The sequence below is a fragment of the Cutibacterium sp. KBN10P07758 genome (assembly GCF_050286205.1).
Taxonomy (GTDB): domain Bacteria; phylum Actinomycetota; class Actinomycetes; order Propionibacteriales; family Propionibacteriaceae; genus Cutibacterium; species Cutibacterium acnes.
The window spans coordinates 1,171,934-1,184,647 of the sequence record NZ_JBNNQV010000001.1 but is presented as its reverse complement, the minus strand read 5'-3'; the positions used below and the strand labels follow the sequence as shown (position 1 = coordinate 1,184,647).

The following is a 12,714-nucleotide window of genomic DNA, read 5'->3' as shown; positions in this document are numbered from 1 at the left end:
GATTGACTATCCGGTGATTGCAATTGCTGATATGCGTAAGTGTGGGGTCATGTCTTTTCGGCGGTAATCTTCCGACCGGCATCACCTCTTTCCAACAAGATGGCCGGTACGGGTCATGGCGAATTCCATTCACGACGTTTCGACGACTCCAATACAGAAGTCACCTTGACTACGATCACCGAATGTCATGGATCATGATGCGCACCTCTTCAGACACGAGAGCGATATGCATCCACGGAGCCGCTCATGCTCGGCGTGCTGGCTAAATCAGCAACAACACCGACATATACACACCATCATGGCGGAGGTCATAACCGATTGACCGGCACGATTACTCCAGACACGGTGTGTGCTCACCATTCCACCTTTCCGCCAATTAGCCACGACCACCGACCGAACCGCAACATTTACCGGTTTTCGAGCTACTCCGTGCGGCGTCAGTCATCAATGGCGTCAGAAAGCATGCAAGCACAGCTGCCCTGACCTTTCAAGAAAATGCCGAATTTATCTTATATTACGAGATTATATATCACATTTCGACACAGACGCGATCTGCGAGGTCTCTCAGAAAGGCTGAGATTCCCTCGGTCTGATCACAGATGACATCGGCGTAGTCAGCCATTAATGGCTGCTCCCCGGAGAAACTGACCACGCGGGCACCAGGGTGCCCCGCATTGATCCACTCGGCTACCACTTCGAGAGCAGGGACATCACCCAAATCATCACCGCACATGATAAGAATCTGCGGCTCGACCTCGTCAATGAGCTCGCGTAAGGCCTGAGCCTTCGTCGTGACGGCCGATTTCACCTCGATGATATTGCGCCCATCTTCACAGTGCAGGTCCAGGTCGGTGGCGATCTCACGCACCCTCGGCACGGCGGTAGCCAGGGCATGAGTCGGGTCGGAGGCTCGCCGGGTGTGCAGTGCGACGGCGCGCCCTTTGTCCTCGGTCCAACAACCCTTATCTCGCGGATCCTCCCGGCCGAGCTCCTCCGCAAGCTCTTCAAGACGCCCCTTGGCGAGGCGCACCGCTTCAGGAACTTCCGGATCTCGCAGGACACCAGAGGCAGCGTCGTATCGCTCCACTCCGTACTGTCCAAGCACCACCAAGTGCTCTAAGCCTGGTTGCTGGTCGACGGCCGTCATACGTCGCACTGCTGCAACCTCTCGTCCGGTGACGATGGCCATCGCGGCTAACTTGCCGTCCATGCGGGACATCGCTTCCCGGGACTCCTGTGCCATCGTCGAGGCAGCAGGATCGTCAACGATGGGAGCCAAGGTCCCATCAAAGTCTAATGCGAGCACAACGGTGGCCGGAGCAGTCGCCACAGCGTCCAGGATCCCCCTTCCGGCATCGGTCAAAGCGGTCCACGACTTATCGGCTGGTACAGGACGGTCCGTCATGAGGCAATCGTCACACATACCAGACTCATGGTGGGTCCGAGCCGCCAAATAGCAAAGAATAACCTCGAATGGGAACCAACGGTTGGTAGCGTGAAAGTGGCCTTGCTGCACAGCATGACCGCCATGAGAGGTGTGATCAAAGATGTCGGAGACCGTCCAGGACAAGGTCGACTTCCTTGTCATTGCAAACCGCTTACCCGTAGACCGCAAGGTCGACGACGACGGCAGCGTTAGTTGGAAGTCCTCCCCCGGCGGCCTCGTCACCGCTTTGGAGCCTGTCATGCAACGCAAGGGCGGCGCATGGATCGGATGGCATGGCGCGCCTGACGAAGTCGTCAAACCCTTCCACCATGACGGTTATGACATCCACCCGGTGCCACTGAGCGCCCAGGAGGTCGAGGAGTACTACGAGGGGTTCTCTAACGCGACCCTGTGGCCGCTGTACCACGACTGCATTGTCGAGCCAGTCTTCCACCGTGAGTGGTGGGACGCATTCCAGAAGGTCAACAAGAGGTTTGCCGAGCAAGCTGCTGAACAGGCCGCAGAGGGCGCCACCGTGTGGGTGCAGGATTACCAGCTCAACCTCGTACCGAAGTACCTGCGTGAGATGCGACCAGATCTGCGCATTGGATTCTTCCTTCACATTCCGTTCCCGCCGATTGAGCTTTACAGCCGTCTGCCGTGGCGCGAAGAGCTCGTCGAGGGCTTGCTGGGAGCTGACCTCATCGGGTTCCAGACTCCCGGAGCTGCTGCCAATTTCCAGCGCTTGGCAAGGCACCGCCCGGGGGTCACTGCCGCTCGTGGTCGCGCTCATACCCCGGATGGCCGCACCGTCGTCATCCGTGACTTCCCGATCTCGATTGACTCACGTGGTTTCCATGAACTGGCCACCTCAGAGAAAGTCAAGGCTGAGGCTGCCAAGCTTCGCGAGGACCTAGGTCACCCAGGAACGATCATCTTCGGCGTCGACCGTCTCGACTACACCAAGGGTCTTCGCCAACGTATCCGTGCCGTCGGAGAGCTGTTCAAAGAGGGCAAGCTCGATCCCCACGAGGTCGTCTTCCTACAGCTAGCCACCCCGTCGCGGGAACGCGTCGAGGAATACAAGATCCTGCGCGACGACATCAACCTGCTCGTCGGCCAGATCAATTCGAAGGTCGGGTCGATCGCCAACCGCGCGCTGGTCTACCGCAATGAGTCAGTTCCGCGTGAAGTGCTAGCAGCGATGTACCAGATGGCTGATCTTATGCTCGTCACCCCGGTACGTGACGGCATGAACCTGGTCGCCAAAGAGTACATTGCCTGCCGCTCGAACGACGACTCCGCGCTGGTACTTTCCGAGTTCGCTGGTGCGGCCCGTGAGCTCAAGCAGGCCTACATGGTGAACCCGTATGACATTGACGGTATGAAGGCCACCATCATGAAAGCGCTTACGGACTCCCCCAAGATCAAGGCCCGCAAGATGCGTTCCATGCGTCGTCAAGTCTTCGACAAGACGATCGATGTCTGGGCAGACAACTTCCTCACCGAGCTAGAAGGCCAGTGAGGGCACATGGCTGGACCACCAGATGAGAAAGGACGAGACCGTTGAAACTGAGCGCCTTGGAGCAGATTCCGCTGTTTGTCGGACATGACGTCACCCAAACCCTTGACGAGACCGTCACCTTGGCACAAAAACTTGAGGAGATCGGTTTCCACCGGTTCTGGTTGGCCGAGCACCACAACACCGACCACTTCCTGTCGAGTGCGCCAGATCTGCTCATGGCGCGCATCGCGACGGCGACGCAGTCGATCCGGCTTGGGTCTGGCGGAGTGATGGCCATGCACTACGGGTCCCTGCAAATGGCGGAACGGTTTTCGACCCTCACAGCGTTCTTCGGTGATCGTATCGACATGGGGCTGGGCCGAGCTCCCGGCGGTGACATGCTCTCCGCCCATGCCCTCAATCAGGGGCAGGTCATCCGCCCTGAGGCCATTAATTCCCTCATCGCCGAAACGGTAGGGTTCGTGCGCGAAACGCTGCCGCCGAAGCATCCGTACGCAAAGGTCGTCGTGCCCCCGGCAGGTCAGATCCAGCCACAGACGTGGCTGCTGGGATCGTCGGGCCAGTCAGCGGCGTGGGCTGGTGAGCAGGGTATGGACTACGCCTACGCCCAGTTTTTCACCGGGCGCCAGGACACCGGGATCATGGATCACTACCGCGCGCACCTGTCCGACGGCTTCCCCGGCAGGACCCTCTCGGCAGTGTGTGTATCGGCTGCTCCGACACGACAGGAGGCCTTGGAGCAGTCGCTCATGGCGGCGAACTTCCGGGTGAGTCTGGGGACGGGGCGGCCGGTAACCTTTGTCACGGCCTCTCAAATGGACGCAGAGACCCGTTCGCTGCTGACGAGCTACGTCCTATCGAACGAGGACACGATTTTCGTTGGGGATTACGACGAGGTGGCCGACAAACTCACCGCCTTCCAGGATGCTCACCACGTCGACGAGTTGATGCTCATCAGTTACATCGACAACGTGCAGACCAAAGTGGAGCGGTACCGTCAGCTCGCAAAGCGGCTGATCTGACCGTGGGAGTGTCAGGGGGGTGCGGTCCATCGACCGTAGTTGCATTGAGGAGTGTTTAGCCCTATCTGGCCGACACGCGGTATCGAGTATTAGCTCTCAGGCCACGGCCCGACTTAATCTCCAGTAGGAAGTCACTTCAAAAAGCTCCCCCGACTGGACTCGAACCAGTAACCCTCTGATTAACAGTCAGATGCTCTGCCAATTGAGCTACAGGGGATCAGCGCCCTAGCGCAAGATGAAACATTAGCAGCATCGCTCGTGCGAAAACAAATCACGCCATGTGCACGCCCTCATACCACTGCACCGCATCACGTCATCCCCACTCGTTCTTCAGGGAATCAGTTGCCTCCATAACTGCCTGACGCGTCTCAGGATCGTTGAGGTCAGCCGAGTCTCTTGCCACCGCCGTCCAGGCAATGGCTCCATCGGCATCGGCCAGGCGTCCAGCCGGAATACGGCCCGCAATGAGGACATTCCCACCGTGCACAGGCACTGTTCTCGTCGCTGCAATGGACTCGGTAATCTTGGCTCGGAATACTTCGGGGATCTTGCCCGGTTTGCTCAATACCACTGAAGCGCTGGACCCATCCAGGAACTCCCAGCTGAGAGTCGACGCTTCACCATTCCACCTGCCGCGAACGATCTCGTGCCACGCCACCGCCGAGTCAACCTCGTCGGTGAGCACGACCAATCCCTCGGTCACGGCGATAACAATAGCCCCGTCGCCCCGCCCATGAGCGAGCACCTTCACGTCGTTAAACCCGAGAACAGCTCGCAGACGGGCCATCTCGTCAGCACTTGGTCCCTTCGTCCACCACATGCCCTCCATCCTGTCATGCAGCCACGACCTGCTGCAGATGACGCCTCAGCCGTCCGAGAGCTCGCTGCTCGATGCGTCTGACGTTCGACGCCGATAGTCCTAACTCATGGGCAACTGCAGTGATCGTCATAGGCTCACCTTCAAAACCGTGCCTCAGCTCCACGATGCGTCTCTCCTGACCCGTCAGCAGGCCAATGAGCCCAGACTCGGGATCGTCGCAACTTTTCTGAACAACAGCCACCTGCTCGAAAAAACTGGTTTCTACCTCCCAACATTCGACCCTCCTCTTCTCCACCCACATAACGTCCTTGCCCATCCGTGCCGCGATCGCATCACTACTGGGCACACTTTGCCAGCGTGCCGTCAGCTCCTCTTCGATACGAGCAACCTCCGCCGCCTCTCGCATCACTGACCGCGATCTGGCCCCGCTTAATCGAACAACCTCTTCACCGATGCGACGACGAATCCACGTCCAGGCAACGGTAGAAAACCGTGCTCCGCGACGCACGTCGTACCTCTCGATAGCCTCTCCCAATCCGATGCAGCCAGCTTGGATAAGGTCCTCGACGCTGCACCGGTAGGACACAGCCGCCTGACGAGCCTGGGTCAAGACGATCGCCAACATTTGACGCCACAGCGTTTGTCTGGCGCCCACTCCGTCGTCGGAGATCCTGCGCAGCTCTGCCTCACTGACCGGGACTGCTGCCAGGAAGTGCCCAGCGAGAATAGCATCAGCAATGGCACCAGCATCGAGCCTGCGAAACAGATCGTGCTCCTCCGCAGGATCCAAGATTCCGACGCCGTCGATGAAATCCGTGTATCTCATGGTCCGACAATGACGCGTATTGGACCATGATGGAACCTCTCATAGACAATCTGTGGACACAGAAAAAGTTGTCCACAGATGCCACGTTAGGCTGAGGCAGCTCCGCCCGCCACAATAAGACTCTTGCGTAGCGCCTCAAGGGTTACCAGATCAGAGAACATGGCGTTGTAGAGCTTGCGGTCCTGGTTCGGGTTCGTGCGTTGCAGGCGCGATTTCAGGTTGGCGATGTCGTCGGTAATTGACAATAGCCGCACCCGAGCCGCGTACGCCTCTGCGTAATCCCGGTCAGGCTCTTCGCGCAGCACCGACTCCACCAACAAGGCCACTTCAAGTTGCTTCACTTGCGGATCCGGGGTCGCCTCACTAACTTTCTCCGTCCATCTGTCCTGGCCACGCGGCACAGCCAGCACAGCCTCGAACACGGCCTGATAGGCCGGATGGCGCAAATCCTCGACCTCGACCTGGTCCCATTCTTCGTTAAAGAGGTCGGGATGTTGCAGAGCAAGTTTGAGGAATCCTCGTTCAGCTGACAAGGAAACATCAGCCGGATCTGGCCACGGGATCCCCGAACCTTGCTGCGGTTCAGGAGGGGGAACGATGGTCAACTGCGGCTCAGAACGATGCTGCCTTCGGGTATGCGAGACCTCTCGACGTACCAGGTCAACGTCAGTACCTACCACTTGGGAGAGCTCACGCAGATAGCCGTCCACTAAGGACTGGTCGCGAATGCTGGTAACTAGAGGGGCTGCTGCCCTAATGGCAGCAACACGGCCATCCGCACGATCAAGGTCGAACTGGCTAACTGTGTTCTCCATGACATAGCGGTACAGCGGGATTCGACGTGCTACGAGCTCTCGAACGGCTTCTGGTCCGCGTTGCATGAGTAGGTCGCACGGATCTAGCCCAGTGGGCTCGACGGCGACGTAGGTCTGAGAGGAGAACTGGTTATCGCCACGAAACACCTTGAGGGCTGCCTTCTGGCCGGCAGCGTCACCGTCAAAAGTGAAGATGACCTCTCCGTTGAGAGATCCGCTGTTGCCCATGAGGCGCTGAATGAGCCGAGCATGGTCATCGCCAAAAGCAGTGCCACAGGCCGCGACGGCGGTATCTATGCCGGACAGGTGCGCCGCCATGACGTCGGTGTACCCCTCGACGATGACGGCCTGGCTCTTCTTGCCGATGTTGGCCCGGGCCAGGTCCAGTCCGTACAGGACATGTGATTTTTTGTAGACCGGAGTTTCGGGGGTATTGACGTACTTGGCGGGCAGACGGTCATCGTCGTAGACCCGTCTAGCACCGAAGCCGAGCACGGACTTGCCCGAGTCTTTGATCGGCCACAACACTCGTCCCTGGAAAAAGTCCCATCCTTGGGAGCGCACCAGACCTGACTCAATGAGGACCTTGGGAGCAAAGCCCTTCGCCATCAGGTGGTCGCGCAGCACGTGGCCATCGCGCGGTGCGTAACCCATCCCGAACTGCACGGCAGCATCGGGAGAAAAACCTCGTCCAGCGACAAATTCCCGAGCGATACGACCCTCATCGGTCGACATCTGGGACTGGAAGAACTCCGCTGCTGCCTCATTGGCGGCGAGGATCTGCATCCGCAGGCCTGGCTCAAGGCCAGGACGACCATCGTCGATGATGCGTAGCTGGACGCCAACTTTGTCGGCAAGACGCTGAACAGCCTCGACGAAGGTGAGGTTGTCGATCTTCTGAACGAACGAGATCGTGTCGCCACCCTCACCGCAGCCGAAACAGTAGAACAGGCCGCGCGAGGGTGTCACTTGGAAGCTGGGGGTCTTCTCGTCGTGAAAGGGACATAGGCCTTTCAGAGAGTCGCCGCCGGCATGGCGCAAGGTGACGTACTCACCAACGACTTCGTCGATCCGGGCCCGTTCCCGAACCAGGGCGATGTCCTCCTCGTTGATCCGGCCAGCCATACCTACGATCCTACCCATGTGTGGCCGGAGCACCCGAATGGTGCAAAACTGTCCGCCGTGACCGTAAACCCTACTTGGCAGCTCGGGTTAGCAATGGTGCTGCTCGTCGCACTGGCCGTCATCGCTTCCCTTCTTGGACGTCTGGGTGTCGCCAAGGCTTCCGTTATCGCCTCTGTGCGGGCAGTGGTGCAGCTCGGAATCGTCTCCGTCATCCTTGCCTATGCTCTGGCCCATATGTGGGCGGCATGTCTATTCACGGTGCTCATGTTCGCCATCGCTGTGCATACGACTGCGAATCGTTCCGGGGTTTCTGCAGCATGGATGTGGGCGGCAATAGCCATGATCGCCGGCGTCCTTCCGGTGCTTCTTATCATCTTTGCGACTGGCTGTGCCCCGTTGAGTCCGGCGTCCCTGATCCCAGTGGCTGGCATCATCATCGGCAACATTATGAGTGGTCACACCTTGGCCTGCCGTCGTTTTTTCGCCGATTTGCGCGAGGGAATCGGCATCTTCGAGGCGGGCCTAGCTGTCGGTTTTCCACGTCGTGACGCCATTGCGCTGGTTACCGAACCCAGCGTCACCGAATCGGTACTGCCGACTGTCGACCGCACCGCGACCGTCGGTCTGGTGACCTTGCCGGGCGCCTTCGTCGGCGTGCTCTTAGGCGGAGGCTCAGCCCTGCAAGCAGGTGCTGCACAAGCCCTCGTTCTCATCGGCATTCTGGCTGGCCAGGCGGTAACCGTCATCGTCGCTCACGAACTCGTTAAAGGGGCCAAGCTGCTACCTGAAGATCTCACAGGCAAGCTTCACCCGTGAGTAAATTCATGCCGTCTTGTCAAAAGCCCCTACCCATACCTCTAGGCAGACGGCGTCGGTCCCATCCCAACAGCTCGGCGGCATGGGAAAAAGCGAATTGATCCGTCATTCCCCCCACATACGCGACGACCTGGTGAATCCGGTCAGCGTCAGTCTCCAGAAACTCTGTAGGCACCTGGTCTATATGGCCTTGGTAATAAGCCACCAGCCCATGCAAGACCTCGACGACAGCCTCTGCCTGCCCGAGTGACTCAGGGCGGGTATAAATCCGCTCATAGTTAAAAGCTCTCAGCGCTGCCAGGGCTTCAGCGACGTCTGCGGACATCCCGACTCGACCAGTAGCACAGGTAGTGTCAATGACACAGCGAATGAAAACCGACAGCTGGGTGCGTCGATCTGTTCCAGCCACCTCGGTAACAACCTGCGGCAATTCTTTAACGGTAACGATCCCTGCTTTGATGGCATCTTCAAGGTCGTGAGCACAGTAGGCAATCCGGTCGGCAAAAGAAACTACCTCTCCCTCCACCGTGCCTGGCGCCGGATGCGACCAGGAATGGTTACGAATGCCATCGAGAGTTTCAGCACACAAATTCAGGCTGGCCAAGCTGACGTCAGCTCCCCATGGACCGTGGTCAAATCCTTCCGGGATAAAGGCATCAAAGGCCTGCTCGGAGGCGTGCCCTCCCGGCCCGTGACCGCAGTCGTGGCCTAGGGCCATAGCATCGGCCAGGGTGATATTCGCCCCGATCCCCGCCGCGATCGACCGTGCGACCTGAGCCACTTCGAGGGCATGGGTGAGGCGAGTGCGCTGGTGATCAGTGGGGTGGACGACGACCTGGGTTTTGCCAGCCAGCCGTCGGAACGATGTGGAATGGACGATACGATCCCGATCACGCTCGAAACAGGTACGCTCCGGATCTGGATCCTCGGCAACGGCACGATTGCCGGCACCCCTAGCTCGAGTAGCTCCTGGACGCAGTAGCAGGTTCTCGCGCTCCTCGCGGGCTTCACGTCCAACGACCTCGCCGATGTCGATCCGCGCGGTACTCGATGGATGGGCGTGAACAATGTCGTCAAAGCCACGGTGGCCAGCCATTGTCAGAGCCCAGGCTCGAGCGCGTTCTCCCACTTCGGACATGTCCCTATACTGTCTTAACCAGAGTCGCGGGACCAGCCCGAGGCGAGATCATCCCCCGGAAGCGTCGATCTCAGCAGCGGACAGATCATCGTCGTCAAGGGTGTGAGTGTCCAGCCATCCGTGCGGCATGACGACCTTTCGCCGCGGGGCGCCCTGACGACCACGGGCCTTGCCAAGCTCCTTAATTGGGAAAGGGGCGTCGTGGTCAAGGGTGGCCAACAAGGAATCGAGTTCGTCGAAACTGGAAATCTGGCCGAGAACATGACGGGTTTCCCCACCTACGGGGAATCCCTTAAGGTACCAAGCCATATGTTTGCGCATGTCCACCAGACCATGCATTCCCTGATATTTCACCAACAGTTCGGCATGGCGACGGATCATGGCGCACACTTCACCCAAGGTCGGCAAGGTGGTGGTGTCACGACCGGCGAAGGCATCGGCCAAGTCACGGAACAGCCACGGACGACCGAGACAACCACGACCAACCTCGACGCCGGCACAACCCGTTTGCCCGACCATGGCCGTTGCGTCGCTGGCCTCCCAGATGTCACCGTTTCCAATGACGGGGACATCGACGGTCTTGACAAGCTCGCCAATGGCATCCCAGTGGGAGTGCCCAGCGTAGGCCTCGGCGACAGTGCGAGCGTGCAAACACACCGCAGCGGCGCCGGAATCGACCGCAGCCCGGGCTGAATCAATGTAGGTGATGTGCTCGGGGTCAATGCCGATCCGAGTCTTGACGGTGACCGGGACCCCATGGGCGTCACCGGCCTGGACAGCCGCAGAAACCACGGCCGCAAACCGGTCGAGCTTCCACGGCAGGACTCCCCCACCACCCTTGCGGGTGACCTTGGGCACTGGACAGCCGAAATTAAGGTCGACGTGATTGACTCCGTACTTCTCGCACAGGATCGATGTCGCCTCGCCCACCATTCCCGGGTCGACGCCATAGAGCTGAACGGACCGGACATCTTCACACTCGGCAAAGGCAAGCATGCCGTGGGTCTTGTGGTCCCCGTAAACCAGGCCACGCGACGTGATCATTTCGCAGACATACAGGCCCGCACCTTGTTCGGCACAAAGCTGGCGGAATGCGGCATTGGTAACGCCGGCCATGGGGGCCAGCACCACCGGGGTATCTACCGAAACGGTGCCACCAGAGGGCGCGATCAAGGTCAGGGGATCGGAAAACACCAGCCCATGGTAAGCGTGGCAATCCGGTTGAGCAGAAACCGTCGTGCCAGCGCCAGTGGCACAACGAGAAATCACGACCCGCATTGCCACACCATCCCGGCCACAGGCCGCTGCGGGCCGAGCACTACCCTCATGCTGTGATCATCCCTGACGAGAACCCATCTACCAGCCGGCGCTGGGACCGCCCTATTCCCCGAATCGGAGACACCACTTCTTCTGCCACCCGAGCCGCAGCTCCCACCGGATGGTCCCTGGGCGACCAGGTACAACAGGGGCTGGACACCGCTATCGATACTCGACGTGACATCCGCCGTTACCGCCACGACGACGTCCCCAAAGAACTCGTCAACACCGTGTTGTGGGCCGGCCATCGCGCTCCGAGCGTTGGCCATAGCCAGCCGTGGCGGTTCATCGTGGTGCGCGACGCCGACATTCGTGATCGCGCTGCCGTGATGGCCGACCGAGAGCGACTGCGTCAGGCTGAACTCCTCACCCCCGATCGGCGTGCCCACCTCCTCGACCTCCAGCTCGAGGGGATCCGCGAGGCCCCCGTCGGCATCGTCGTCGCATGTGACCGTCGAGCACCGGCCTCAGGGGTACTGGGACGCAACACGTTCACCGACGCCGACATGTGGAGTTGCGCCTGTGCCGTCGAGAATATGTGGCTCACTGCCCGAGCTCACGGCCTGGGGATGGGGTGGGTGACCCTCTTCCAGCCCGAAGAACTGGCCGAACTACTTCACCTTCCGAACGACGTTGAGACCCTGGGTTGGCTATGCCTAGGATGGCCCGACGAACGTCCTCCGGCTCCTGGCCTTGAGAGGCGCGGTTGGTCGCGTCGTGTGCCGCTCAGCGACGTCACCTTGGCGGACCGCTGGCCCGATAGTGCTCAGCCTGAGGCACCCGTTTCGGCCTTGCGTCAGACCCTGCACTCCCCCAATCGTTACCAGGTTGTCGCCGCTCACGACGACGCTGACCAGCTCCTCACCCCGCCCGGGTCTCTCGGCCTGCTCGACCAGACCCTCGACCGAGTCGAGGCTGCGGGTGGAACCGAGATCACCGGCGGCACCCTTGTCTTAGTCGGAGCGGACCACCCCGTCGCTCACCTCGACGTCACGGCGTTCGAGGCCTCGGTGACCCACGACGTCATGGCAGCCTCTGTCGCCGGAACCGGGCTGGGCGTTTCCACCGCAACTGCCGCCGGGCTGTCCCACCTTGTCGTCGACGCCGGGGTTGCTCAGCCGGTACAGGGTGCCAGGTCCGTCCGCATCCGCGGAGAGCGTGGCGACCTCCGCCACGCTGACGCCATGACCCCTGTCCAGGTAGAAGCTCTGCTGCGCGACGGGCAGGCCCTGGGGGCAGAAGCATCCCATGATGGACTGGTATGTCTCGGCGAAGTCGGGGTCGGTAACACCACCATCGCCACAGCCCTAGCCTGCGCTATGACCGGGTTGGGCCCCGACGAGGCCGTCGGTTTGGGAGCTGGAAGCGATACCGCCATGGTGGAACGTAAGGCCGAGATCATCAAGGCTGCTCTGACCCGTACTCACACCGACCCCAACGACCCCGAGCGCCTTCTTGCCGCCTTGGGAGGCCCTGAGTTCGCTGTTCTGGCAGGGGTGTGCCTGGGTGCCGCCGAGGCCGGCTCCCCGGTGGTCCTTGACGGTCTGGCTACCAGCGTCGCAGCCCTCATCGCGACCAAGTTCTCGCCGGGTCTCCACGGCTGGCTCGTCGCTTCGCAGGCATCACGAGAACAGGTTCATCACATTGTGCTGGCTGAGTTAGGCCTGGAAGCCCTCATGGAGTTGCGGATGCGCGCTGGCGAAGGCGTCGGAGCATGTTTTGGGGCCCAGATGATTCTCACCGGTCTGCAGGTTCGCCGTACCGCCGCGCGAACCTGCTGAGCTCGTGAACTTGTTTTCTTTAACCTTCTCTCCACATCATCGACGTCGTCACCGAGGAAGGACCGCCGTGTCGGCACCATCACCCACTTCGCCCCGATTCTCA

The 12,714-nt window shown here is 60.2% G+C and carries 11 protein-coding genes and 1 tRNA gene; 5 read left to right on the top strand and 7 right to left on the bottom strand.

Annotated features, from left to right (window positions below; all coding sequences use genetic code 11):
- Positions 1-246: 246 nt before the first annotated feature.
- Complete coding sequence (locus ACOYO3_RS05835) at positions 247-483, top strand: hypothetical protein (protein WP_002525011.1); 237 nt, start codon at positions 247-249, stop codon at positions 481-483.
- Positions 484-529: 46 nt separating this feature from the next.
- Here ACOYO3_RS05835 and otsB read toward each other — a convergent pair whose 3' ends face one another.
- Complete coding sequence (gene otsB, locus ACOYO3_RS05830) at positions 530-1,423, bottom strand: trehalose-phosphatase (protein WP_002525012.1); 894 nt, start codon at positions 1,421-1,423, stop codon at positions 530-532.
- Positions 1,424-1,547: 124 nt separating this feature from the next.
- Between otsB and ACOYO3_RS05825 the strand changes: the two genes are divergently transcribed.
- Both ACOYO3_RS05825 and ACOYO3_RS05820 read left to right on the top strand, forming a co-directional pair.
- Positions 1,548-2,951: an alpha,alpha-trehalose-phosphate synthase (UDP-forming) gene (locus ACOYO3_RS05825; protein WP_002515541.1), complete on the top strand. Its 1,404-nt coding sequence runs from the start codon at positions 1,548-1,550 to the stop codon at positions 2,949-2,951.
- A 41-nt stretch (positions 2,952-2,992) separates the two neighbouring features.
- Positions 2,993-3,973 carry an MsnO8 family LLM class oxidoreductase gene (locus ACOYO3_RS05820; RefSeq protein WP_002525013.1) on the top strand — a complete coding sequence of 327 codons (981 nt, stop codon included), beginning with the start codon at positions 2,993-2,995 and terminating at the stop codon, positions 3,971-3,973.
- Positions 3,974-4,117: 144 nt separating this feature from the next.
- Here the strand turns inward: ACOYO3_RS05820 and ACOYO3_RS05815 are convergent.
- The 4 genes from ACOYO3_RS05815 to dnaG all read right to left on the bottom strand — a co-directional run bounded on the left by ACOYO3_RS05815 (position 4,118) and on the right by dnaG (position 7,577).
- Positions 4,118-4,190 (bottom strand) — tRNA-Asn (locus tag ACOYO3_RS05815).
- Between the two features lie 96 nt (positions 4,191-4,286).
- Positions 4,287-4,802 (bottom strand): hypothetical protein, encoded by a 516-nt coding sequence (locus ACOYO3_RS05810; RefSeq protein ID WP_002519036.1) that lies wholly within the window; start codon positions 4,800-4,802, stop codon positions 4,287-4,289.
- Between the two features lie 4 nt (positions 4,803-4,806).
- A complete protein-coding gene (locus ACOYO3_RS05805; protein WP_002515538.1) occupies positions 4,807-5,619 on the bottom strand; it encodes a sigma-70 family RNA polymerase sigma factor in 813 nt (270 codons plus the stop codon).
- Between the two features lie 86 nt (positions 5,620-5,705).
- Entirely contained in the window at positions 5,706-7,577 is a 1,872-nt protein-coding gene (gene dnaG, locus ACOYO3_RS05800; RefSeq protein ID WP_002525014.1) for a DNA primase, read from the bottom strand.
- Between the two features lie 39 nt (positions 7,578-7,616).
- Here dnaG and ACOYO3_RS05795 point away from each other — a divergent pair, with 39 nt between their 5' ends.
- Positions 7,617-8,375, top strand: coding sequence for an ABC transporter permease (locus ACOYO3_RS05795; RefSeq protein ID WP_370686903.1), 759 nt, complete (start codon positions 7,617-7,619; stop codon positions 8,373-8,375).
- A gap of 19 nt (positions 8,376-8,394) precedes the next feature.
- On the opposite strand, the gene ACOYO3_RS05790 is transcribed toward ACOYO3_RS05795, so the two are convergent.
- Together ACOYO3_RS05790 and dusB are read right to left on the bottom strand one after the other, a co-directional pair.
- Entirely contained in the window at positions 8,395-9,513 is a 1,119-nt protein-coding gene (locus ACOYO3_RS05790) for an HD domain-containing protein (RefSeq protein WP_002525624.1), read from the bottom strand.
- A 48-nt stretch (positions 9,514-9,561) separates the two neighbouring features.
- Positions 9,562-10,791, bottom strand: coding sequence for a tRNA dihydrouridine synthase DusB (gene dusB / locus ACOYO3_RS05785; RefSeq protein WP_014172488.1), 1,230 nt, complete (start codon positions 10,789-10,791; stop codon positions 9,562-9,564).
- A 53-nt stretch (positions 10,792-10,844) separates the two neighbouring features.
- Here dusB and bluB point away from each other — a divergent pair, with 53 nt between their 5' ends.
- Positions 10,845-12,611, top strand: coding sequence for a 5,6-dimethylbenzimidazole synthase (bluB, locus tag ACOYO3_RS05780; protein ID WP_002515596.1), 1,767 nt, complete (start codon positions 10,845-10,847; stop codon positions 12,609-12,611).
- Positions 12,612-12,714: the final 103 nt, after the last annotated feature.

Bases quoted from the DNA above. Each gene is read 5' to 3' on its own strand.
- dnaG (WP_002525014.1), bottom strand. From the start codon at position 7,577: ATGGGTAGGATCGTAGGTATGGCTGGCCGGATCAACGAGGAGGACATC.
- dusB (WP_014172488.1), bottom strand. From the start codon at position 10,791: ATGCGGGTCGTGATTTCTCGTTGTGCCACTGGCGCTGGCACGACGGTT.
- ACOYO3_RS05790 (WP_002525624.1), bottom strand. From the start codon at position 9,513: ATGTCCGAAGTGGGAGAACGCGCTCGAGCCTGGGCTCTGACAATGGCT.
- ACOYO3_RS05825 (WP_002515541.1), top strand. From the start codon at position 1,548: ATGTCGGAGACCGTCCAGGACAAGGTCGACTTCCTTGTCATTGCAAAC.
- ACOYO3_RS05810 (WP_002519036.1), bottom strand. From the start codon at position 4,802: ATGGAGGGCATGTGGTGGACGAAGGGACCAAGTGCTGACGAGATGGCC.
- ACOYO3_RS05805 (WP_002515538.1), bottom strand. From the start codon at position 5,619: ATGAGATACACGGATTTCATCGACGGCGTCGGAATCTTGGATCCTGCG.
- otsB (WP_002525012.1), bottom strand. From the start codon at position 1,423: ATGTGTGACGATTGCCTCATGACGGACCGTCCTGTACCAGCCGATAAG.
- ACOYO3_RS05835 (WP_002525011.1), top strand. From the start codon at position 247: ATGCTCGGCGTGCTGGCTAAATCAGCAACAACACCGACATATACACAC.